This window comes from Proteiniphilum sp. UBA5384 (genome assembly GCF_002410825.1).
Taxonomy (GTDB): Bacteria; Bacteroidota; Bacteroidia; order Bacteroidales; family Dysgonomonadaceae; genus Proteiniphilum.
Genome location: NZ_DHOS01000034.1, coordinates 55,005 through 77,730, shown reverse-complemented (window position 1 = coordinate 77,730; position 22,726 = coordinate 55,005). Strand labels below are relative to the sequence as shown.

Genomic DNA, 22,726 nt, shown 5'->3' with positions numbered 1-22,726 from the left:
TAATTTGAAAGATTAGTAAGGCTTTATGGGGCTGCATATTGACTTAATAACGCATCATTACATCAATTTGTCAAAAAATGATTGTCAAATCGTCAATTCAATTCATTATTCAAGCTCTAAATGCCAAAATAAAGCAAAACATATGAAATGAGCATAAAACCGTTTTCTCAAAAAGACGCGATTAATAGCAAATTCCATACCAATAAAAATAATTTTATATGAAACGAAAGACTTGTCTCTTAAGCTTTTTATTCCTCTTCGCTACGCTTGCTTTTGCACAGGATGAATTGGTTTGGAGTTTTTCATTGGAGGACAAAGGCAATGGAGAGATCGATCTGATAGCAGATGTCAAAGTGAAACAGGGATGGCACCTTTATGATGCCGAAATTCCTGATGGCGGACCTACACCCACACAACTCAGTTTTGACAAAATCACGGGCGCCGAACCCGTGGATAAATTCCACGCTATAGGCAAACAGGCTACGGTGAAGTACGACAACATCTTCCAGATGAACATTGGTACTTTCGAAAACAGTGCCCGTTTTGCACAGCGCCTGAAAGTGACTGACAAAAAGAATTTTTCCATACAAGGGGATGTACGCGCACAGGCATGCGACGATACCAGTTGTACTCCTCCACTGCCACACGATTTTTCATTCTCCGCAGCGCAACTACCGGCTACGGTAACAACTACAGCTGCTCCCGAACAAAAACAGGAGGAGAAACCGATTGACACTACAGCTGCTGAAACAACACTTTCAACGGTTGAAGATAACGTGGCAGACTCAGCAGGGATTGCAGCCCCGTCAATCGTATCTTCCTTTATACCGGTCGACAGCGACTTGCTCTGGACACCTGTAATCGAGGAATTGAAAGATTTCGGCATGAAAGGCAGCACAGCCGGTATGTCGCTTTTCTGGATATTAATTTCAGGATTTGCCGGAGGATTGATCGCATTGATCACTCCTTGTGTATGGCCCATGATTCCTATGACTGTCAGCTTTTTCCTCAAACGGAATAAGACAGAAAAGAAAAAAGCGGTCACGGAAGCTCTTATCTATGGCGTTGCTATCATCGTGATTTATGTGGTAATGGGATTGCTCATCACCGCAATATTCGGAGCCAGTGCGTTGAATAACTTGGCTACCAGCGCACTGTTCAATCTCATTTTCTTTGCCTTGCTGGTCTTTTTTGCTATCGCTTTTTTTGGAGGCTTTGAACTGGTACTTCCTTCCAAGTGGACCAACAAGATGGATGAAAAGGCAGACAAGACATCCGGTGCGCTTAGTATATTCTTTATGGCCTTTACCCTGGTATTGGTATCTTTCTCCTGCACAGGTCCCATCATTGGTACATTGCTGGTAGAAGCCGCCGTATCGGGAAGCATCCTTGGACCTGCGATCGGTATGTTTGGCTTTGCTATTGCCCTCGCTATTCCATTCGTACTATTCGCCATTTTCCCTTCATGGCTCAGCACAATGCCCAAATCGGGCGGTTGGCTTAATTCAGTAAAAGTGGTATTAGGATTCCTGGAGTTGGCATTAGCCCTCAAGTTCCTTTCTGTAGCCGATCTGGCATACGGATGGGGAATCCTCGACCGGGAAGTATTCCTGGTACTCTGGATCGTAATTTTTACCCTGCTAGGAATATATCTCCTCGGAAAAATCAAATTCCCCGGCGACAGCGACGTACCTCATGTAACCATTCCCCGTCTGTTCCTATCAATCATATCACTGGCATTCGCCATTTATATGGTTCCCGGATTATGGGGTGCACCACTTAAAGCGATCAGTGCTTTTTCGCCTCCCCTATACACACAGGATTTCAACCTGTACGACGGAGAAGTACATGCCCAGACATTGGATTATGAAACCGGCATTACATTGGCAAAACAGCAGAATAAGCCGATTTTGATAGATTTCTCCGGATATGGATGTGTCAACTGCCGCAAGATGGAGGCATCGGTATGGACCGACCCGCGAGTGAAAGATATCCTCGACAATGAGTATGTCCTTATTACACTGATGGTGGATGATAAAACAAAATTGCCTGAAATTATCGAAGTGGACGAGAATGGCAGGACTACACGATTGAAGACGATCGGCGACAAATGGAGTTACCTGCAACGTCATAAATTCGGTGCAAATGCACAACCTTATTATATAGCTCTTGACCATGATGGAAAACCATTAAGCCACTCGTATGCATACGACGAGAATGTGGATAAATATCTGGATTTTCTTCAGGAGGGTCTCAAAAATTTCAGGAAATAACTCTCAACAGTATTGCAGAGGCAGTTCAAAACTGCCTCTGACTTTTTTATATGTAAAACGGGATAAGAGCTGAAAGATTGCGAATAAAGGAGTAAAATATCTCGTATCCTGGTTTCTGGCTCTTGTATCTATTCTTAATTATGAAACGCAGAGAACAAAAAATAGAAGCATTCGAGCGCTTACTCGACATTATGGATGAGTTGCGGGCAAAATGTCCATGGGATAGGGAACAGACCAATGAAAGCCTCCGGGCCAACACCATTGAGGAGACATATGAACTGGCGGAAGCCATCCTCAACAATGACAACAGCGAAATCAAAAAAGAATTGGGAGACCTGTTGCTGCATGTGGTTTTCTATGCCAAAATTGGGGAAGAAAAAGATGTATTTGACATAGCCGATGTTTGTAATGCGCTATGCGACAAACTTATTTTCCGTCATCCACATGTCTTTGGTGACCAAAAAGCCGATTCTGCCGGTATGGTGGAACAATCGTGGGAACAAATTAAACTAAAAGAAAAAGGAAGGAAGCAATCGGTATTGGAGGGTGTACCGGCTTCCCTGCCCTCATTGGTAAAAGCCTACCGAATTCAGGACAAGGCACGCAATGCAGGATTCGACTGGAACCAACGTCACGATGTATGGGATAAGGTAAAAGAGGAGTTAGGTGAGTTGGAAGTCGAAATCGAAAAAATGGACAACAGCAGGATGGAAGCCGAATTCGGAGATATGCTCTTCAGCATCATCAATGCAGCCCGTCTCTATAAAATAAATCCCGATAATGCTTTGGAGCGCACCAACCGGAAATTTATTTATCGCTTCGACTATATGGAGAAGAAGGTGAAAGAACAGGGACGGTCATTAAACGATATGACGCTGGAAGAAATGGAAATGTTTTGGCAAGAGGCGAAAAAGACACAGCCGGAGAACTTGTAACCCGGCCTTTTATTTCCCAACCCTCCAACGTGTCAGGATACTTTTCCGTTTTGGGAAAATACCGTTTTTTTTGGTACGTACATCCTCCACCACATAGAAAATATTGGCATCAAACTCTGTAAGCAAACGTGCCAGAGTTTTCATCTCTTTCCTGTCGACAACGGTCTCTATAATATCCACTTCATTGGTAGAACCGGTACCATGCGTCATCGTAGCACCGATATTCATCTTATTCAATTTTTGAATTAACTCTTTCCCGTTCCTTTGCGTGTAAATGCGACAGAGTATAATCCCATAAGCAATTCTGTTTTCAAGCAATATTCCCACGTAATTTCCGGTTGCATACCCTCCTGCGTACGACACATAAGAGAGCAGGTCATTCGCCCGTTCAAGTACTTGTGAAATAATTACGATCCAGATAAATACTTCAAAAAAGCCAATAAGCGGTGCTTTATATTTTTCACCTTTCGACACAAAAATAATGCGCAGAGTACCGAGCGTCACATCACAAATACGACCGAAAAATATCATAATCGGTAGCAACCAGGGGTAAACATCTAAGAAATCGAACATATATCTTTATTTAATTTAAAAACTAAAAATTAAGACCGAAGGACTTTCTATTCACTATTAATTTTTCACTTTTCTCTTTTCACTAACTCTCTCAGGTAGCAGGCAAAATCACGGATATCCTCATCAGTGGTATCCCATGAACATACGAGACGTACTTCGTTCCGCGACTCATCCCAATCGTAAAAGAAGTAACGCTCCCGCAACTTTTCTGCAATCTCACGGGACAGAATAAAAAAGAGCGCATTCGACTGTACCGATTGCGTGAATTTTATCCCTTCTATCGAACTTATCTCTTTATAAAGTTTCTGCGCTGCATTATTCGATTTTCTCGCATTTTCCAGCCAGATATTTTTCTTTAGATATGGGATGAATTGTGCAGAGATAAACCGCATCTTGGAATATAATTGGGTAGTCTGCTTCCGGTAATATTTTATATTTTCAGCTAATTCCTTACGCAACGCAATAAGCACTTCACCTAACATGAGTCCGTTTTTTGTTCCTCCTAACGTAAAGATATCTACCCCCGCGTCCACAGTTATGTTTCTTAGTGAGACATCCAGTACAGCGCAAGCATTGGCGATACGTGTACCATCCATGAAAAGATACATCTCATGATTATGTGCCAGGTCGGCAAGCACTTTTATCTCTTGCGGGGTGTAAACAGTTCCCAATTCAGTGGTCTGTGAAATAGCGATCACCTTCGGCTGGGAGTGGTGCTCAACTCCAAATCCATGCAGATAAGGCAGCACCAAAGAAGGTGTAAGCTTTCCGTCCGGCGTGGGAATCTCTTTCAAAGCGGCACCTGTCAACTTCACAGGTGCTCCACATTCATCCACCGCAATATGGGCAGTAGAAGCACAAAGAATAGAATGAAACGGTAAGGTACAGGCTTCTAATGCTACTATATTGGCACCCGTTCCATTGAAAAGGAAAAAGGGTTCCACTTCTTTCTCTCCAAGCAGTATACGAAGAGTTTCCTGTGCTTCCGCAGTCCACGGGTCATCACCATAAGCTATGGTATGGTCACTATTGGCACTTATCAGAGCCTGCATGATTTCCGGATCTACACCGGAATTATTATCACTTCCGAAACTTCGCATGATATCTCTGGATTATGCGTACAAAGATACAAAACCTTTCTGTGAACTATGCCAAATTAGCCAGCAGGAACTTACGGATCTCATCCGGTGTTACACTCTTGCGTTGCGCATAATCGGTTACCTGTTCTTCTGAAATCTCTCCTATTGCAAAATATTTAGATTGCGGATGGGCAAAGAAAAGGCCACTGACTGACGCATTGGGATACATCACTCCATTTTCAGTAAGCGAAATGCCAATTTCGGGGGTATCCAGCACATCATGCAATAGGAAGTTTACAGTCTGGTCGGGAATAGATGGATAACCCACTGCGGGACGTATTCCTTTATACTTCACGGCAAACATCTCTCCAATGGAGATATTCTCTTGAGCCGCATACCCCCAATACTCACGGCGCACTTTCGCATGCAGCCACTCAGTGGCAGCTTCCGCAAGCCGATCAAGCAAGGATTTCATCAATAGGGCAGCATACTCATCACCTTCAGCCTCATAACGGCTTATTTGTTTCTCCGCCCCGGCTCCGGCAGTAACGGCAAAAGCACCGATATAATCCTTCTTCCCCGCATGTTTCGGAGCAATAAAATCACTCAGACAGAAGTATTCATTCTTATCATTCTTCTTTTGCTGCCGCAGGAACGGGAAAGAAATTCCATTTATGAAAACAGTATCATCTTCACTATATGCTTCATAGATTCCGAAAACCGCTCTTATATAATTGACGTCGTCCATTGTGAACTTCTGCAACATATCTATCGCATCGTCATACAATTTTTCTGCTTCTCTTCCTTTTTCACGATCATCTTCCTGATATCCGGCAATCCAGGTAGCACGGGCCTCTTTGGTACGCTCTGTCCTGGTAACAGTATGGAATTTGGCAGACATATTCCATGCATGGAAGAAGAACTTCCAATCGATATAAGGCGTGATCTCCCCCATCGGGATATGATCCAGTTTCACCTTCCCCAATGTATTGGGAACGACAGCTTCATATCCGTTCCAATCAATAGTAAATGCATTTTTTCTGGCTTCTGCCAACGAAACCAGTTCAACTACTTTTTGTGAACTATTCTCCCGCAGTACCGAATACTCGTCCTTTACTTTCCGGATATAATCACTCCTGTTCCCCGGGCTCATCAGGTTAGCGACTGCCGACGGGCTTTGCGAGGCATCTTTGACATATACTACAGGTCCCAGGCTGTATTTCGGTTCGATCTTCAATGCGGTATGCAACTTTGAAGTGGTGGCTCCTCCAATCAACAATGGCAGACTGAAACCGGCTTTCTCCATTTCAGCAGCCACAATAGCCATCTCTTCAAGGGAGGGGGTAATCAGCCCGCTTAACCCTACTATATCGGGTTGCTCCCGGATCACCGTCTCAATAATCTTCTCAGGAGGCACCATCACCCCCAGGTCAATAATATCATAATTGTTACATGCCAGTACGATAGATACGATATTCTTACCGATATCATGCACATCTCCCTTTACCGTGGCAAGTAATATCTTCCCCGCTTTCTGCTGCATGCCGCCACCTGCCGCCTTTTCCGCTTCGATAGTCGGTTGCAATATAGCCACTGCCTTTTTCATGGTACGTGCCGCCTTTACCACCTGAGGCAAGAACATCTTACCGGCGCCAAAAAGGTCTCCCACCCTGTTCATACCATCCATCAACGGTTTATCGATAATATCCACCGCACGCGGATACGCTTGCAACGCTTCGGCAAGATCCTCTTCCATGTAATCTCCAATCCCTTTCACAAGGGCGTGACTTAACCTCTCTTCCAGCGAAAGCGTCCGCCACTCTTCGGTTTTGCTTTTTTCAGTCTCAGCATTCTTCTCTCCTTTGATCTTTTCAGCATAATCCATCATCCGTTCGGTAGCATCATCGCGTCTGTTCAGCACAGCATCTTCTGCCAATTCCCTTACATCTGCAGGAATATCTTCATAAATGACCGATTGGGCGGGATTCACAATTCCCATATCCATCCCTTCACGAATGGCGTGATAGAGAAAAACGGAATGCATTACCTCACGTACATATTCATTACCACGGAATGAGAATGAAAGATTACTTACCCCTCCGCTTACTTTGGCATGCGGCAGGTTCTCCTTGATCCATCGCACTGTTTTGATAAAGTCTACCGCATAATTCTTGTGCTCTTCAATACCTGTGGCTATGGCCAACACGTTCGGGTCAAAGATAATATCCTTGGGATCGAACCCATTTTCGGTGAGCAGCTTATAGGCCCGGCTACATATCTCCATACGCCGTTCCAAGGTATCAGCCTGTCCTGTTTCGTCAAAAGCCATTACCACCACTGCCGCACCATATCGCTGTGCCAGTCGGGCATGATGCAGGAATTCCGCTTCCCCGTTCTTCAATGAAATGGAGTTGACGATGGGCTTCCCCTGCACACATTTCAGTCCGGCTTCAATGACTTCCCACTTCGATGAATCGATCATAATGGGAACACGTGACACATCGGGATCAGAAGCCAGCAGGTTAAGGAAATTCGTCATCGCCTCTACTCCGTCGAGCAATCCGTCATCCATATTGATATCAATCGCCTGCGCACCGTCTTCCACCTGTTTGCGGGCAATATCGAGTGCCTCTTCATAATTCTTTTGCTGGATCAACCGCAAAAATTTTCTCGATCCGGCCACATTACACCGCTCACCGATATTCATGAAATTGATCTGGGGCGACACCTCCAGCATCTCCAGTCCCGAAAGCCGGAGATATGCCGGTGGAGCGGATTTTTGATGGGGAACGCCGATCTCTACCAACCGGACATATTCGGCAATATGTGCGGGAGTGGTACCACAACACCCGCCAATGATATTCACCAACCCTTCATCCACAAATTCTTTGATATGGGTGGCCATTTTTTCAGGGGTCTCATCATATTCACCCAACTGATTGGGCAAGCCGGCATTGGGGTAGGTGCTGATATAAAAGGGAGCGATGCGTCCCAGCTCTTTCACATAGGGTTTCAGTTCGGTTGCCCCCAATGAGCAATTCAACCCGATTGCCAGTGGATTGGCATGACTGACGGAAGCTACAAAAGCGCCCAAAGTTTGTCCGGAAAGGGTTCTGCCTGCCCTGTCGGAAATAGTCACAGAAAGAATCACGGGCGTTTTTATGCCGGTCTCTTCTGCCACTTCTTCCGCTGCAAAAAGGGCCGCTTTGGCATTAAGAGTATCAAAAATAGTTTCTATCAGCAGGATATCCACTCCACCCTCTACCAATGCAAGAATCTGCTCTTTATAGGCGACCTTGAAGTCGTCAAAGATTGCCGCGCGGAACATGGGATTTTCCACCTGCGGACTCATCGATGCCGTTTTATTGGTGGGGCCAATCGAGCCTGCCACGAACCGGGGTTTATCGGGAGTTTTCAGCGTAAACTCATCGGCTGCCTCACGTGCCAGTCTGGCTGACACCAGATTCATTTCCCGCACCAGATGGCTCATGTGATAATCCTGCATCGAGATCGACGTAGAATTAAATGTATTGGTCTCGATGATATCTGAACCGGCCGCCAGATACTCCCTGTGGATCTCACCAATTACATCGGGGCGAGTAAGCGAAAGCAAGTCGTTGTTACCTTTCAACAGGGTATTAAAATCCCTGAACCGTTCACCACGAAAATCAGCTTCGGTAAGACCATATCGTTGTATCATCGTACCCATCGCACCATCAAGAATCAGTATACGATCAGGTAAAATATCCTCTATTTTTTGCTTATTCATATTTAATTTCAATTATACTCAAAATGAATCATCCGAACACTATCACCAGACATTTTTCAGACTCAAATTCGAATTGCCGAGCTTCCATTTCAAAATAATTCTTTTCCCCCATACCACTATCCATGCTACCGCTAAACGTACTCCCAATATCCACCAGACAGATACACCAAGTGCTATAAAAATTATATTATCTTCAAGTATGGAATGCGACATGGCAAGATGGTAGTTCAACAAATTAGCATCGGTTCTGTTCACCTTTCCCTCTTTCATCTGATCCATCATCAGTGCGCCACCGTATGCCAAACCGACAATATAACCGATAAGCCAGAGAAAGGCGGTGCTGCCTGGCAGACCGAAAAACCGGAGAATCGGCTCAATACTCTTACTCAATTTGGGGATTAACCTGTATGTATCGAGGAGATTGTATAGCAGATTCAAAGAGAAAACAATCACAGCAATAAGAAGTGTCAGCTGTAACGAACTTTTCAACCAGAGCATCAGCAAGCCGGGCAAAGAGACCACCTCGGGAAGGCTACTCCGGACAAATATCGGATTACCCATATCCTGGGGTAAGATCAGGTTCAGCACCAGTCCCACCATAATACTCATTGTGATCCGCAAAGCAGTCACCGACCAGAAAGAAGTCCCTGTTTTGGCCTGGATAGTGCTCTCCACGGGAAGATTATGCGAAATCTGGCACATCAGCGCCAGTATGGTAAGCTCCCTCAATGAAATAGACATGGAGGTGATGATAGCCAGTGGAGCATAGAGTGGCAAAAAAATACTGGTAATAAAAACAATGGCAGTGCTGCCGGGCAATCCCAGATAGACAAAAACCGGATCAAGCCAACCGGCCATCAATGCAAGTACGCCGTAATAGTCCAACAGTCTTACCACCAGGGATACCGGTAAAATAATCTTAAGCAACCACAATGTGGTCTGACCCGATTTCCGACACGCCGGGAAAAAAATATCTTTACAAAATTGCATTCACGCACATTTAAATTACCCAGTCCCCAAATCTCCTTTTCAGACACCTATTTCTTAAACATCCGATCCATCGACCTCTTATCCTCTTTTTCCCGGAGTGCCTGCCGTTTATCGTATTGTTTCTTTCCTCGTGCCACAGCAATCACCACTTTAGCCAATCCTCTTTCATTAATAAATAAGCGAATGGGTACAATGGTAAAACCCGTCTCTTTGGTAAGCCGGGAGATTTTGCGCAATTCGTTTTTATGAAGGAGCAGTTTCCGGTCCCGTCGGGCATTGTGGTTATTATAAGTACCGTAAAAATACTCGGCAATATGCATATTGCGCACCCATAATTCACCCCGTTCAAAAAAACAATAGGTATCTACCAGGCTCGCCTTACCCAACCGTATCGATTTGATCTCGGTGCCGGTAAGTACGATACCTGTCGTAAAAGTCTCCACCAGTTCGTAATCGAAGGTGGCACGCTTATTTTTTATATTGATATCTGCCTGCTTCATTTATTTTATCAGATAAAAGAAAAGACCGCGAATGAGCATTGGTGAGAGAATAATGACGGCAGACGCCACTACGGTAAATTCAGTAATCTTTGTCGCCCGCACTTTCAAAAAATACTGCGTCCCCGTATTCACAAGATAAATGGTATAAAGCGCCAATAGCCAGAGAATAAAGAGCTCTGAAAGAAAAGGGGTGACAATAAAAAGCACATACAGCACCACCGAAGCATAGCCCGTAAATTGCTGAAAGCGGGGTAAGTCTTTCTTCAGGCCAAAGCGTGGAGCCATTTCATTCAATAGGTAAGCCGCTATAAAATACCCTCCATATACCCCCACAACGCTGATAATACTCGTTTTGAGTGCATTCTCCAGATTTCCGTCACGTATGAATAATCCTCCCACGAAAGAAGCTAGAGCAATAATCCCAAATATGGGATGAAGAAAACGATAGAGAAACTCATGCTGCGTCCTCTTTTCCTTTTCAATATCTCTCCAAGCTCCGGGAGACGCAACAATCAATTGCGCTATAGTGATAAAAATATCCCTCCACATTCCTTTTTGATTTTGGATTGCAAAGGTACATGATTTCTTGCGAATAACGAAAAAGCATAAAAAGATTGAGGCTGCTCCAAAGATCATTCTTCATAACCAGGATGAAGGCACTTCGAAACAACCTCGATAAATATCTCAAAAAATATTTTATTCTTTTATGATCAGCAGCGAGTATGAATTGGTCTTGTTAAGTTCAAGCGTGCCATCACTTTTTTCACGCCAGTAGCGGAAATATACCTGTACGGTTTTTGTAGAGCCCGAAGAGAGGCCTGTCGCATAATGATCATTGATCGCCTTGAAGTTTATTGCCACAGGAAGACTGGTTTGATCTTTATCGATCGTACCACCTGTTGGCGCTTCTACCAGACGCAGGTCTACAATCACCTCGTTTTCTTTGCCTTCCTCAAATGTGTAATAACCTTGCAAAGTCTTTTTATGTCCGTCACCTTTCCCATAACTATATCCGCAAATCCAATGATAATCGAAGTAGGGTCCGCCATATAAGTCCACTTCAAAAGACTTTAAAGGGAGTTCGGTTTCCAATTCAGGTGCAGCACCACCTACTAGATTATAAACCTGGTCAATAGGATCCGAGATTTGGGTTACGGTAGCATTATATATATTTTCATTCGTAATGTCGTTTACACCCTCTTTCCATGAATAAGCTATATAGACGAACCTATTCATCAGATCTTCATTCCTAATTTGCGGAGAAGTCATAGGTGGGCCGTCTATCGGACGGGCATAAATTGTTCCTAATTCCGTTTTCGTTATATAGGACAATGGCGCTCCCGAATAGTACGTCTCGGAATCTCCCAGACAGGATGTCATGAGAAGAGTCACACTGATGATACTCAAAAATAAAATTACTTTTTTCATTTCTACTTTCTATTTATTAATATTAAAATTCATATCTCAATCCCACATTCATATCCAACACAATCTTCCTGTCGGAATAAATGGTCTTATATTCATTCTTTGCATCAAAATAATAGGCACCTCCTATCTTTCCATACAATCTCAATCTGTCATAAAGAGGATATGAAACCCCTACACCGGCATTGACTGAAAATTGGGGTTTTTTCTGCGAGATCTTTTCAACCTCCATCGCGGTTGATTCCTCGGAAGAATTATTCAAGGTGACAGGCTGTCCCTCCTTTAACCTTTTGTATTCACCGGATATATCCTTCTCTATCATTCCTCCCACGGAAGCATAGACATTCAGTTTATGGAAAGAAAAAAGATTATAATTCACATTTAGGGGGATGCCCAGATAATGAAGTTTCTGGACTTCTTCCACCTGAAAATTATTGTTAGTATTTCTTGTCTTGGAATGAAGATAAGAGTATACAAGACCGGTCTCCACCGAGAGGTCTTCAGACAGATATCTAGAAACTGTAATTCCAACAGATATTGGTTGGTCATGTTCCATTTCCGAAACATTTCCCGCTATATTATCAGCCTGAAGCTGGGCTTTATTGTTATCAATGGAGTATTTATTTTCCATAACCGGACTGGCGCTCCTCAAGGTCATAGGCGAATTTACGGTCTGTTGATATCCGGTCAGCCCTCCTCTCCCGTTCACAGCGAGCAAAAAAGGACCGGTTCCTTTCTCATCCGCGATTTCTCCGGCAGAAAGAAGATTTTGGCCCTCCTCCACGATAATTCTCTCTTCTACAAAAAAATCACTATCATATTGTTTCGCATCCGTCTTGCCGGCATTTGCCGGTAACCGGATATTTCCGGGAACTATCTTATTTTCCAGTTCCGTCACTTTCAAATTATTACGATCCATCCACGCCGTAAAAATCCCTCTGGGAGCAGCCGGCTCGACAATCAGTCCTTTCCGTTTTTTTACAAACTCTTTCTTTTTTCCGATAGCCAAATACCTCTCCTTTGAACGGGAAACATCCCCTTCCGGAGAAAGTTCCGTTTCTTTTATACTTTCTCCACTCGTGTCCGACACAATGGGAGAAGCAGCCGGAATCGACTCCGAAACCATAACCTCCGGCGATTGTATCGGATTCCGCATAAACAGTATGCTGCCTATCACCAGAACCATCACCGCGGCAGCAGAGCCCGCATACCACCACCTTCGCCGGAACAATACCCGTGCAGCGGCGGCGGCTTGCAGCGACCTCTCCACGCCATCCCAACCATCCATCGGAACGGGTGCTTCAAAACCGCTGAGTTTTGATTGAAATTCTTTTCTAATATCGTTATCTGACATCATTGTACTTGTCTTTGATTGTTATGCAGGATGGCTGATATTTTCTTACGCAGCATATTCTTTGCCCTGTAAAACTGTGAACGAGACGCGGCTTCATTGATACCCAACACGTGAGCAATCTCCTTGTGCGACATCTCCTCAAAAATATACATATTGAATACAGTCCGGTATCCGGGAGGTAAACTCCTTATCATATCGAATACCTCTTCCCGGGGAATATTATCAATATCAAGAGAATTGTCCGTAGGGTCTTCCGATTCATCGGCATTCATATAGCCGTACTCCTCCATAAACCGATACTTTTGCTTCTCTTTCCTGTAATTTTCTAATGCCAGATTTACGAAAATCCGCCTGAGCCACCCTTCAAAAGAACCTTTGCCCGAAAACGAGCCAATTTGCGTAAAAACACGGATGAAACCGTCGTGTAGCAAGTCGCGGGCCATTTCTTCCTCTCCGCTGTAACGTAAACATACCGCCATCATTATAGGAGCATATCGCTCATACAATAACTTCTGGGCATTACGATCCTGTTTCTTACATGCTATGACAAGTTGCGAATCATCCATTCTTAATCGCAGTTCATTTTATTAGATGAATAATAAGAAAAAACGCTGCGTGGACAGGTGTTTTTTTGCCTTTATTTATGCTTTTTTAACGGCATGATCTGCCTGACCATCATTTCGCAAAGAAATATAGATCAAAAGTACTGCCAACAGAAAAAAAGGGCAAATGAATTTAATTAAGAATATGTAAATTAAACTTGGGGCATAACTCTTTTTTCCTTATTTTTGTCCTACTTAATCAATTAATAATTACTTTATGAAGGATTTTCTGAAGATCACACTCGCGTCTGCCTTAGGCTTTGTCCTCGCGAATATCCTCTTTTCTATTATTGCAATGATTTTTATTTTTGGGGCAATGGGATCATTCATGGGTTCCCTATCGACCGGAGAAAAATTTATCCTACAGGAGAATACGGTACTAAACCTCCGTCTGGACGGGCCGATAAACGAACGTGTACCGGAAGATGATCCGTTCACCTCTATGATCAATTCCGATCGTCCTTCCGCTATAGGGTTAAATGATATCGTGAGTGCCATCAGGAAAGCAAAAAATAATGATAAAATAAAGGGAATCTATATCGACTCCCGCAATATGACAGCTTCGATAGCTACACTGGCTGAAATCCGGCACGAACTGGAAAATTTCAAAGAGAGCGGCAAATTTATCGTCACCTATGCCGATAATTATACACAGGGTGGTTATTATCTTGCGTCCATTGCCGACAAAGTGGCTATCAATCCCCAGGGAATGCTCGACCTTCACGGGCTGGCTTCCATTCCAGTCTTTTATAAAGATGCATTGGATAAGTTGGGGATCGAAATGCAGATATTCAAAGTAGGAACCTATAAATCTGCGGTAGAACCATTTACTCAAAATGAAATGAGTGAAGCCAACCGGGAACAGGTGAGTTCCTACCTGAACGATATATGGAATTTTATGAAAAATGACATGGCCGAATCGCGTTCACTCACCTCTACTGATATGGATTTGCTGGCCGATAGTCTGCCGGCAATACAGCCCACCGACTTTCTGCTTTCTTCCAATCTGGTAGATACCCTTGTTTACGAAACAGAAATGAAAAATTACCTGAGAAATCTGCTGGGCATCGATGAAGATACGAAAATCCGGTCGGCCACAGTATCCGACATGAGATCGGTCACGACAAAAACGGTCAAAAAAACCGACAATACCATCGCCATTTTATATGCATATGGAAATATCGTTTCGGGTTCCGGGTCATCTAATATCCAGGACAAATATATGGTAGATCAAATTGAGAAACTGCGAAAAGACAAAGAGATAAAGGCGGTAGTATTCCGTATCAATTCGGGAGGAGGAAGTGCTTATGCTTCCGAACAGATATGGAAAGCCATTTCCGACCTGAAGACAGAAAAACCGGTAGTAGTATCTATGGGCGATATGGCGGCTTCGGGGGGATATTATATCGCATGTAACGCTGATAAAATTGTAGCGCAACCTACTACCCTGACCGGATCAATTGGTATTTTCGGCGCTATTCCCAATTTTGAAGGAACAGCAAAAAAACTCGGCATTTCTACCGATAAGGTAAAAACCAACGAGTTCTCCGATTTCGGGAATATAACTCGTCCTTTCAACGAAAGAGAAAAACAGATGATGCAAGCCATGATTGAAAGGGGGTACGACCTGTTCTTGACCCGTTGTGCCGAAGGACGTGACATGCCCAAAGATTCTCTGGCTCTTTACGCCGGGGGACGTGTATGGACAGGCAACCAGGCCAAAGAGATTGGACTGGTCGATGAACTGGGAGGTATTGAAAAAGCTATCGAAATTGCGGCTGAAATGGCTAATCTGGGTAAGAGTTATGTCGTATTCGAATATCCTAAACTCCGTTCCCGTTTCGAAGAATTGTTCAATCCCCAGAAAGAAGAACTGGTCGCCAGAACAATGAAAGAATACCTGGGAGAAAGCTATGAAATGTTTATGCTCCTGAAAGATATCAAAGAACAGGACTATATACAGGCACGCATTCCATATGATTTAAATATTCAGTAATGAATGAAACGAGTAGGAAACTTTTTCAAGAGGAGATGATTCATTACGGATTTCATATACTATAATGTAAAGAATGAATTAATCGTATGAAAAAGGATAAACCTTTTGTCAAAATCCGGCGTTCAATGGCGCCATTGGCCTGGCTCTACGGTCTCGGCGTGAATTTCCGTAACACACTGTTCGACAAAAACATACTCAAACAGGAATCATTCGATATTCCAATCATTTGTGTGGGAAACCTCACAGTGGGGGGTACGGGAAAAACGCCTCATATTGAATATCTTATAAGATTGCTATCGCCGACATATAAAGTGGCTGTACTCAGTAGGGGATACAAACGCAAAAGCAAAGGTTTTTTGATGGTAGACACCACCTCAAAAGTACGGAAAGTGGGAGATGAACCATTGCAAATCAAACAAAAATTCCCGGAAACGCTGGTAGTTGTCGATAAACACAGGGTAAATGGAATCAAAAAAATCCTTTCTATTGAGAAAGAACAACGTCCTGATGTGATCCTTCTCGATGATGGATTTCAACACCGCCACGTACGGCCTTCGCTCTCCATCTTGCTGGTGGACAGCAACCGACCCGTTTTTGAAGATCGCCTACTACCTGCAGGATCGTTGAGAGAACCGCTGAAAGGAAAAGAGAGGGCATCTATCGTCATTGTCACCAAGTGTGATGCCGATATGCAGCCCATTGATTTCCGAATCTATACGAACGGACTGGATCTTTTTGCTTTCCAACAACTCTATTTCACCAGTTTTGATTACGGGATGATCGTCCCTCTTTTTCCCGGCATGCAGGACAATACACTGCAGATGCCGGATATCCGCAAGAAGCATGTCTTCCTGGTGGCAGGCATTGCTTCTCCCCAGCCACTGGTAGACAAACTGGGACATTTCACTTATAACCTTTATACCCAATTCTTTCCCGATCATCATGCTTTCAGAGAGAAAGACATACAATCGATCCGGGAACTGGTCAACACGGTGGAAGATAATAACAAAATCATCATCACCACAGAGAAGGATGCTGTCCGGCTTAGGGCGCTCTCCCTCGATGAAGAAATGAAAAGGATGCTTTATTATATCCCCGTACGCGTATCATTTATCGATGAAGAAGAACAAAAACAATTCAACAATAAAATTTTAGAACATGTTAGAAACCATCAAACAAACAGCCGATTATCTGCGGAGTAGAATCGGAGAAATCCCCAATACAGCCATTATCCTGGGAACCGGTCTGGGTGAACTGGTACACGAGATAGAGGATAAAAACGAGATATCCTATACCGACATCCCCAACTTCCCTGTTTCTACGGTGGAAGGGCATAGCGGGAAACTGATCGTAGGTACACTTGGCGGCAGGAAAGTGTTGGCCATGCAAGGACGGTTCCACTACTACGAAGGGTATGATATGAAACAAGTCACTTTTCCCGTCCGTGTTTTCCAGGCGCTGAATATTGAATACCTCTTCGTTTCCAATGCGGCGGGAGGAATGAATTCCAGCTTCGACATAGGTGACATCATGCTGATCGAAGACCATATCAACCTGTTCCCCGAACATCCGCTCCATGGAAAGAACTTCAATGAACTGGGAACCCGTTTTCCTGATATGAGTGAGGCATACAACAAGTCGTTACGACTGATGGCGATGGAAATAGCCAAAGAAAAAAATATCAAACTGCAGCACGGAGTTTATATTGGCCTTCAGGGCCCCACGTTTGAAACGCCCGCTGAATACAACTGGTTGCGTATCATCGGGGGAGATGCCGTGGGTATGTCTACCGTACCGGAGGTGATCGTAGCCAATCATGCCGGCATGAAGGTGCTGGCATTCTCCATTATCACCGACCTCGGAGTGATCGGTAAAATCGTAGAAGTATCACACGAAGATGTGCAGGAAGCCGCCAAAATCGCCCAGCCGAAGATGGCAGAGATCATGCGCACCATCATTCAGAAAATTTGATGCAACGCACAGAAATAGCCACACTGGGAGAATTCGGATTAATCAACCACCTCACCAAAGATATCAAACTCACCCAGAAGAGTTCGGTCAAAGGAATAGGTGACGATGCAGCCGTCATGGACAATAACGGGAAACGGACACTGGTGACTACCGATTTGCTGCTGGAAGGGATCCATTTCGATCTCATATACACCCCCCTCAAACATCTCGGCTACAAAGCTGCAGTCGTCAACTTCTCCGACATTTACGCCATGAACGGGAAGCCACAGCAGATCACTGTCTCATTAGGAATATCCAAACGGTTTTCTGTAGAAGATCTCGAAGAGTTTTACAGCGGGTTAAAGCTTGCCTGTGAGATCTACGGGGTAGACATCGTCGGGGGAGACACCACCTCATCGCTCACCGGCTTTACCATCAGCATCACCTGCGTCGGTACGGCAGACGAAGAGAAAATCGTCTACCGCAACGGAGCTAAAAATACAGACCTTATTTATGTATCGGGTGACCTGGGAGCCTCGTATATGGGATTGCAACTGCTGGAAAGGGAAAAGAGCGTGTTCACCGGCGACAAAAATTTTCAGCCCGATTTTGGTGGCAGGGAATATTTATTGGAACGCCAACTTAAACCTGAAGCCAGGAAAGATATCGTAGCCATGTTGGCAGAGCATGGTATTGTACCCACTTCAATGATAGATATCTCCGACGGATTATCGTCCGACCTGCTTCATATCTGCCACCAGAGTCATGCAGGTTGCCAGCTTTTTGAAGAACGGATACCTATTGATTATCAAACGGCAGTGATGGCCGAAACGTTCAATATGAACGTAACGACCGTAGCACTGAATGGAGGTGAGGATTATGAACTCCTCTTCACCGTACCTCTTCCCCTGCATGAAAAGATGAACAAACTGGAGGGTATCCATCTGGTAGGTCATATTACCCCCCCTGAACAGGGCTATTATCTGGTTACCCGTGATGGGCAGGAGATGCAACTCCGCGCACAGGGATGGAATCCTTTAGCAGGGAAATAAATTTTCCGGCATTTTTTTATTGGCAAATTTTGTAAATCTCAAAAATGCGCTTATCTTTGCACTCGCAATTTAAGCAGTGTTGGTGCCATAGCTCAGTTGGTAGAGCAAAGGACTGAAAATCCTTGTGTCCCCGGTTCGATTCCTGGTGGCACCACAGAACAAACACTTGAATATCAGATATTCAGGTGTTTTTCTTTTTATATAGCCTATATAAATCTTTCGCCTGAATTTTCAGTTTTTTGTTGGTTTTCGATGTGAAAGTTAAACCGGGATGTAAACCGGAAACCGCATGAATGCAACTATTAATGTACTATGTTACAAGTCGAATACTTTATCCAATGGGGAAAATCCCTTAATGATTAGAGTGTCGAAAAACGGGAAAAAGCCTTGGAATATCCGTCAACCCCATGTACTGGGACTTTGAAAAGAACAAACCCAAACACAATTGTCCCGATAGAAAGCAGATTGAAAACCTCATCATTAAGAAACTAAAAGCCTATAACCAGACCATTTTAGAGTTAAACACCACACAAAAAGAGTACACATCCAATTCACTTGTTGACAAAGTAGAAAAACCGTTCATGATTGGCAGCAACTTAAATTGCATAAACTTCACTCCATTTCCATAATTTTGTATCACTAAAAAAATAGTAAATTGATGGAAAGAAATTCGTTTGCTGTTCTGTTCTTCCTAAAGAAAACAAAACTATTGAAGAATGGTGAAGCATCGGTATGTATGAGAATTACCGCAAACAGGGTGCGTGTTGAAACAAACATTCACAAAGATATTAACCCTTCTTTATGGAATCAGGCAAAAGAATGCTCTCGTGGTAACTATGCCTGAAAGTGGACAAAGCCGTTCTTTTCATAGACGAACAATGCCACCTTTATATACAAGTATATTTTAGGTATTATTCTCGTTACCTGAAATGCCTTTGAAAGAATCCCATTATACTGTGATTCTTGTTGTTTTTTATCCATTTTCCCCTATTTTTTACATCAAAATCACAACATATTGAGATTTCTATTGTTTGTCACATCTAAAAATATTACTTTTGCTTTTAAATCACAATATATTGGGATTATGAAAGATTTAGGAAATATAATAAAAGAGCGTAGGAAGTCCCTTTCCATTACACAAAGGGAGCTCGCCATTTTATCGGGAGTGAGTATAAACACGCTCACAAAAATAGAACGAGGCGAAGCAAATCCTTCTCTGAAAGTTGTAATGAATATTTTGGATACGCTTGGTCTGCAAATGGATATAAACATAAAATCTAACAAACTGTAAATCCTATGAGGAAAGCAAATGTATATTATAATGGTGTTTTGGCAGGAGAATTAACGGAAACTCCTGACAGAAAATATCTATTCAGATACGAAGATGATTATTTCAAGGATTCTGCAAAACCTGCTATCAGTTTGACATTACCTAAAAACAAACAAGAATATCAGGCTGACAGTCTGTTTCCTTTCTTCTTTAATATGCTCTCGGAAGGTAGCAACCGAATTACCCAAGCAAGATTGCTCCGTATTGATGAGAAAGACCATTTTGGGATTTTATTGGCAACCGCCCAAAATGATACAACAGGAGCTATAACCGTTAAACCGATGAAGGCATGAAAGAGATAAAGAATTGTCCTTCTACATTGGCGATAGGATACGGTACATACAGTCCGACAGCACTGAAACGTGTTTTCAACAAACAAAAAGTTTCGCATATACTTCCTTATGAATCTATAGAGAAGAATGAAGATGATGCCAAACTCTTTATGGATAATAAGAAACGAATATCCATATCGGGAGTTCAAAGCAAATATTCGATGATTATTAATAAGGAGAAGTTAAATCTAACACCCGAAGGAGAACAAGGACATTATATTTTAAAACCCAAACCTGCGGAAATAAAAAATCCATTGGAGTGTTCTGCCAATGAAAATCTGACCATGCAGATAGCGGAACAGGTCTTTAAAATAGAAACTGCTCCCAATGCTTTGTGCTTTTTCCAAAGTGGGGAAACAGCATACATTACAAAACGCTTTGACATGGCGACTGATGGAAGCAAATACAGGGTTGAGGATTTTGCTTCGTTGGCAGGAATAACTTCTGAAAATGCAGGGGTTAATTTCAAGTATGATTACAGTTATGAGGAAGTCGCAGAACTGATAAAGAAATATCTTCCCGCATGGCAAGTGGAATTGCTGAAATTTTATCGACTGATTTTGTTCAACTTCCTTTTCTCAAATGGAGATGCTCACTTGAAGAACTTTTCCGTGATTGATATGGGAGGAAATGATTTTCGTCTTACTCCTGCATATGATTTGCTAAATACAAGAATTCATGTCGATGATACGGATTTTGCGTTGGATAAGGGATTATTCAAGACCGATAGACCTGAATTCTATAAGGGGGGGAAAGCAAACGGTGTATCTTTCAGGGAGTTTGGCTCGTTAATAGGATTACCTGAAAAAATGGTTGATAAAGAGTTATCGACTTTTACAGCCAAATATCCGTTGATTGATGAGCTAATAAACAATTCTTTTTTGTCGGATAAAATAAAACATCAATACCGAATGCTCTATCAAACCAAACGGAACAGGCTGGAAGATATGAAACGCTGATTTGGAAAGTATTTCTATTAAAATAATCTCATAAATTTCCAAATTATGACGATTCCTGGTGGCCCCCCCAAATAAAGCGTTCAAGACAATGATTTTAGGCGCTTTTCGCATGCTTTAGTATCTATTAATGGCAACCGGATTTATCGCCCATCCTATATCAGTTTGCACACGGCATTGTCGTTCTACGGGATGATACCGGAAGCAGTGGAGCAGATTACCAATGTGACGACACTGAAAATAGCATCATTCGTTAATACTTTGGCGAATCCTCATGTAAAAAATTAAAGATAATTGTTCATATCGGTTCATTCCCCAATAGAGAATAGCAGGAAACATCAAAACCCTATACAACGACAACAGATTCGGTACTGTGCAAATATTCATTCTTATATTCATAACTCCATCCGGAACGGTCCATAATAAAACTATCTCACAAACAGTTCATCAACAGCGGATTGCGAGAACTACATCCGACGTTGTATTTGTGTGATTTACGTGCGATAAGGAGCTCAAATATTAATGCCAAAGATACAGCAATAATTCGAGACCGGCCTTCACCGATCAGGAAATAATAACCATCTGTGACCGGAGCGTATCCCTTGCCGATATCTTCCCGATAGTTTTGACTGTTGATGGGAGCACACAAAGTTGCAATAAACGGCCTTGTTTTATTATAAAATTTCATAAGATTATTTTAGGGGACATCCAATATCTCCAAAATAAAATCATCTGTTCACTCCAACCAAAACACAGAAAGACTATCTTTGTCAAGTATTTCTTTTCTGTTTAGATGCCGGATCAGAAATATGATAGCAGATTACCCATATTTTCACTCAATGCCGATAAAATAAATAAGATAAAATCATTATGCAGAAATTAATAGCATATCCTCTTTCCATCATTTACTATCTCTTATTTGGAACTACGTTAGTCATCTTTGAAGTGATCCAATGGGTATGCTTCAACCTGTTTGGATATAGTGCACACAAGAAGAGTGTAGATGCACTTTGTTTCTTTCTTGTGCTAAACACCTACGTGTTAGGCACAAGATATAAGATTACGGGAAGAGAGAAACTTCCGGCGAACACCCCCCTGATCATCGCCTCCAACCACCAGAGCTGGTATGATATCACCACGATTGGATGGTTCTTACGAAAAATTCACCCCAAGTATGTCAGCAAGATTGAATTAGGAAGGGGAATTCCCAGCATATCCTACAACCTGAGGCATGGCGGATCGGCACTAATCGACCGGAAAGACGGCAAACAGGCATTAGATGCCATCCGGCAATTAGCGGAGTATATAGAAACGCACAAACGTTCCGCGGTTATATTTCCCGAAGGAACACGGAGCAAAACAGGCAAACCACGTCACTTTGCAGAGAACGGACTGAAAATCCTTTGCAAGTATGCCTCTTCTGCCTTCGTAGTTCCTATTACTATCAATAACACATGGAAAATGACCAGGTGGGGTTCTTTCCCGTTGGGTGTCGGGAATAAGATCGAGCTTACCATTCACGATCTTATTCCCGTAAAAGACACTCCATTTCCTCTGCTTTTTGAAAAAACAGAACAGGTAATTACCCAGACGATCCATTGAATGGATTT

General features: G+C 43.0%; 19 protein-coding genes, 1 tRNA gene and 2 pseudogenes. 13 read left to right on the top strand and 9 right to left on the bottom strand.

The features are described from left to right. Window positions 1-218: 218 nt before the first annotated feature. Complete coding sequence (locus B4G81_RS07265) at window positions 219-2,273, top strand: protein-disulfide reductase DsbD family protein (RefSeq protein ID WP_294081327.1); 2,055 nt, start codon at window positions 219-221, stop codon at window positions 2,271-2,273. Window positions 2,274-2,413: 140 nt separating this feature from the next. Beyond that, window positions 2,414-3,208: a nucleoside triphosphate pyrophosphohydrolase gene (mazG, locus tag B4G81_RS07260; RefSeq protein ID WP_294081326.1), complete on the top strand. Its 795-nt coding sequence runs from the start codon at window positions 2,414-2,416 to the stop codon at window positions 3,206-3,208. A gap of 9 nt (window positions 3,209-3,217) precedes the next feature. Here the strand turns inward: mazG and B4G81_RS07255 are convergent, their stop codons facing one another. The 9 genes from B4G81_RS07255 to B4G81_RS07215 all read right to left on the bottom strand — a co-directional run bounded on the left by B4G81_RS07255 (window position 3,218) and on the right by B4G81_RS07215 (window position 13,464). Then, window positions 3,218-3,781: a DUF2179 domain-containing protein gene (locus B4G81_RS07255; protein ID WP_294081325.1), complete on the bottom strand. Its 564-nt coding sequence runs from the start codon at window positions 3,779-3,781 to the stop codon at window positions 3,218-3,220. Between the two features lie 65 nt (window positions 3,782-3,846). Beyond that, window positions 3,847-4,881: a threonine aldolase family protein gene (locus B4G81_RS07250; RefSeq protein ID WP_294081324.1), complete on the bottom strand. Its 1,035-nt coding sequence runs from the start codon at window positions 4,879-4,881 to the stop codon at window positions 3,847-3,849. 46 nt (window positions 4,882-4,927) lie between these two features. Beyond that, the gene (gene metH / locus B4G81_RS07245; RefSeq protein ID WP_294081323.1) at window positions 4,928-8,629 is read right to left on the bottom strand and encodes a methionine synthase; all 3,702 of its coding nucleotides are present in this window, start codon (window positions 8,627-8,629) and stop codon (window positions 4,928-4,930) included. A gap of 42 nt (window positions 8,630-8,671) precedes the next feature. Further along, window positions 8,672-9,619 (bottom strand): nucleoside recognition domain-containing protein, encoded by a 948-nt coding sequence (locus B4G81_RS07240; RefSeq protein ID WP_294081322.1) that lies wholly within the window; start codon window positions 9,617-9,619, stop codon window positions 8,672-8,674. 47 nt (window positions 9,620-9,666) lie between these two features. Then, complete coding sequence (gene smpB / locus B4G81_RS07235; protein WP_294081321.1) at window positions 9,667-10,119, bottom strand: SsrA-binding protein; 453 nt, start codon at window positions 10,117-10,119, stop codon at window positions 9,667-9,669. Further along, complete coding sequence (locus tag B4G81_RS07230; protein WP_294081320.1) at window positions 10,120-10,668, bottom strand: Yip1 family protein; 549 nt, start codon at window positions 10,666-10,668, stop codon at window positions 10,120-10,122. 147 nt (window positions 10,669-10,815) lie between these two features. Next, window positions 10,816-11,547 (bottom strand): hypothetical protein, encoded by a 732-nt coding sequence (locus B4G81_RS07225; RefSeq protein ID WP_294081319.1) that lies wholly within the window; start codon window positions 11,545-11,547, stop codon window positions 10,816-10,818. A gap of 22 nt (window positions 11,548-11,569) precedes the next feature. Beyond that, the gene (locus B4G81_RS07220) at window positions 11,570-12,901 is read right to left on the bottom strand and encodes an outer membrane beta-barrel protein (RefSeq protein WP_294081318.1); all 1,332 of its coding nucleotides are present in this window, start codon (window positions 12,899-12,901) and stop codon (window positions 11,570-11,572) included. Next, window positions 12,898-13,464 carry an RNA polymerase sigma factor gene (locus tag B4G81_RS07215; protein ID WP_294081317.1) on the bottom strand — a complete coding sequence of 189 codons (567 nt, stop codon included), beginning with the start codon at window positions 13,462-13,464 and terminating at the stop codon, window positions 12,898-12,900. Before B4G81_RS07215 ends, B4G81_RS07220 begins: the two co-directional genes overlap by 4 nt. A 253-nt stretch (window positions 13,465-13,717) precedes the next feature. On the opposite strand from B4G81_RS07215, the gene sppA reads away from it, so the two are divergent. From sppA to B4G81_RS07165, 11 genes and pseudogenes are all read left to right on the top strand, one after another. Further along, a complete protein-coding gene (gene sppA / locus B4G81_RS07210; protein WP_294081316.1) occupies window positions 13,718-15,496 on the top strand; it encodes a signal peptide peptidase SppA in 1,779 nt (592 codons plus the stop codon). An 86-nt stretch (window positions 15,497-15,582) separates the two neighbouring features. Beyond that, window positions 15,583-16,698: a tetraacyldisaccharide 4'-kinase gene (gene lpxK, locus B4G81_RS07205; RefSeq protein ID WP_294081315.1), complete on the top strand. Its 1,116-nt coding sequence runs from the start codon at window positions 15,583-15,585 to the stop codon at window positions 16,696-16,698. Further along, on the top strand, window positions 16,655-17,467 hold the full coding sequence (locus B4G81_RS07200; RefSeq protein ID WP_294081314.1) for a purine-nucleoside phosphorylase: 813 nt from the start codon (window positions 16,655-16,657) through the stop codon (window positions 17,465-17,467). Before lpxK ends, B4G81_RS07200 begins: the two co-directional genes overlap by 44 nt. Continuing rightward, a complete protein-coding gene (gene thiL, locus B4G81_RS07195; RefSeq protein ID WP_294081313.1) occupies window positions 17,467-18,498 on the top strand; it encodes a thiamine-phosphate kinase in 1,032 nt (343 codons plus the stop codon). Before B4G81_RS07200 ends, thiL begins: the two co-directional genes overlap by 1 nt. A gap of 81 nt (window positions 18,499-18,579) precedes the next feature. Beyond that, window positions 18,580-18,652 (top strand) — tRNA-Phe (locus B4G81_RS07190). Between the two features lie 135 nt (window positions 18,653-18,787). Then, window positions 18,788-19,127, top strand: a pseudogene (locus B4G81_RS15310) (Arm DNA-binding domain-containing protein). A gap of 29 nt (window positions 19,128-19,156) precedes the next feature. Beyond that, window positions 19,157-19,330: pseudogene (locus B4G81_RS07185) on the top strand (Arm DNA-binding domain-containing protein); the annotation flags it as partial. Window positions 19,331-19,582: 252 nt separating this feature from the next. Beyond that, the gene (locus tag B4G81_RS07180; RefSeq protein WP_294081312.1) at window positions 19,583-19,789 is read left to right on the top strand and encodes a helix-turn-helix domain-containing protein; all 207 of its coding nucleotides are present in this window, start codon (window positions 19,583-19,585) and stop codon (window positions 19,787-19,789) included. Window positions 19,790-19,794: 5 nt separating this feature from the next. After that, complete coding sequence (locus tag B4G81_RS07175) at window positions 19,795-20,121, top strand: HipA N-terminal domain-containing protein (RefSeq protein WP_294081311.1); 327 nt, start codon at window positions 19,795-19,797, stop codon at window positions 20,119-20,121. Beyond that, the gene (locus tag B4G81_RS07170) at window positions 20,118-21,119 is read left to right on the top strand and encodes a type II toxin-antitoxin system HipA family toxin (RefSeq protein WP_294081310.1); all 1,002 of its coding nucleotides are present in this window, start codon (window positions 20,118-20,120) and stop codon (window positions 21,117-21,119) included. The genes B4G81_RS07175 and B4G81_RS07170 overlap by 4 nt, the downstream gene beginning before the upstream one ends. An 867-nt stretch (window positions 21,120-21,986) precedes the next feature. Further along, a complete protein-coding gene (locus B4G81_RS07165; RefSeq protein ID WP_294081309.1) occupies window positions 21,987-22,718 on the top strand; it encodes a lysophospholipid acyltransferase family protein in 732 nt (243 codons plus the stop codon). The last annotated feature ends 8 nt before the right edge of the window (window positions 22,719-22,726 follow it).

Bases quoted from the DNA above. Each gene is read 5' to 3' on its own strand.
- B4G81_RS07265 (WP_294081327.1), top strand. From the start codon at position 219: ATGAAACGAAAGACTTGTCTCTTAAGCTTTTTATTCCTCTTCGCTACG.
- mazG (WP_294081326.1), top strand. From the start codon at position 2,414: ATGAAACGCAGAGAACAAAAAATAGAAGCATTCGAGCGCTTACTCGAC.
- B4G81_RS07255 (WP_294081325.1), bottom strand. From the start codon at position 3,781: ATGTTCGATTTCTTAGATGTTTACCCCTGGTTGCTACCGATTATGATA.
- B4G81_RS07250 (WP_294081324.1), bottom strand. From the start codon at position 4,881: ATGCGAAGTTTCGGAAGTGATAATAATTCCGGTGTAGATCCGGAAATC.
- metH (WP_294081323.1), bottom strand. From the start codon at position 8,629: ATGAATAAGCAAAAAATAGAGGATATTTTACCTGATCGTATACTGATT.
- B4G81_RS07240 (WP_294081322.1), bottom strand. From the start codon at position 9,619: ATGCAATTTTGTAAAGATATTTTTTTCCCGGCGTGTCGGAAATCGGGT.
- smpB (WP_294081321.1), bottom strand. From the start codon at position 10,119: ATGAAGCAGGCAGATATCAATATAAAAAATAAGCGTGCCACCTTCGAT.
- B4G81_RS07230 (WP_294081320.1), bottom strand. From the start codon at position 10,668: ATGTGGAGGGATATTTTTATCACTATAGCGCAATTGATTGTTGCGTCT.
- B4G81_RS07225 (WP_294081319.1), bottom strand. From the start codon at position 11,547: ATGAAAAAAGTAATTTTATTTTTGAGTATCATCAGTGTGACTCTTCTC.
- B4G81_RS07220 (WP_294081318.1), bottom strand. From the start codon at position 12,901: ATGATGTCAGATAACGATATTAGAAAAGAATTTCAATCAAAACTCAGC.
- B4G81_RS07215 (WP_294081317.1), bottom strand. From the start codon at position 13,464: ATGGATGATTCGCAACTTGTCATAGCATGTAAGAAACAGGATCGTAAT.
- sppA (WP_294081316.1), top strand. From the start codon at position 13,718: ATGAAGGATTTTCTGAAGATCACACTCGCGTCTGCCTTAGGCTTTGTC.
- lpxK (WP_294081315.1), top strand. From the start codon at position 15,583: ATGAAAAAGGATAAACCTTTTGTCAAAATCCGGCGTTCAATGGCGCCA.
- B4G81_RS07200 (WP_294081314.1), top strand. From the start codon at position 16,655: ATGTTAGAAACCATCAAACAAACAGCCGATTATCTGCGGAGTAGAATC.
- thiL (WP_294081313.1), top strand. From the start codon at position 17,467: ATGCAACGCACAGAAATAGCCACACTGGGAGAATTCGGATTAATCAAC.
- B4G81_RS07180 (WP_294081312.1), top strand. From the start codon at position 19,583: ATGAAAGATTTAGGAAATATAATAAAAGAGCGTAGGAAGTCCCTTTCC.
- B4G81_RS07175 (WP_294081311.1), top strand. From the start codon at position 19,795: ATGAGGAAAGCAAATGTATATTATAATGGTGTTTTGGCAGGAGAATTA.
- B4G81_RS07170 (WP_294081310.1), top strand. From the start codon at position 20,118: ATGAAAGAGATAAAGAATTGTCCTTCTACATTGGCGATAGGATACGGT.
- B4G81_RS07165 (WP_294081309.1), top strand. From the start codon at position 21,987: ATGCAGAAATTAATAGCATATCCTCTTTCCATCATTTACTATCTCTTA.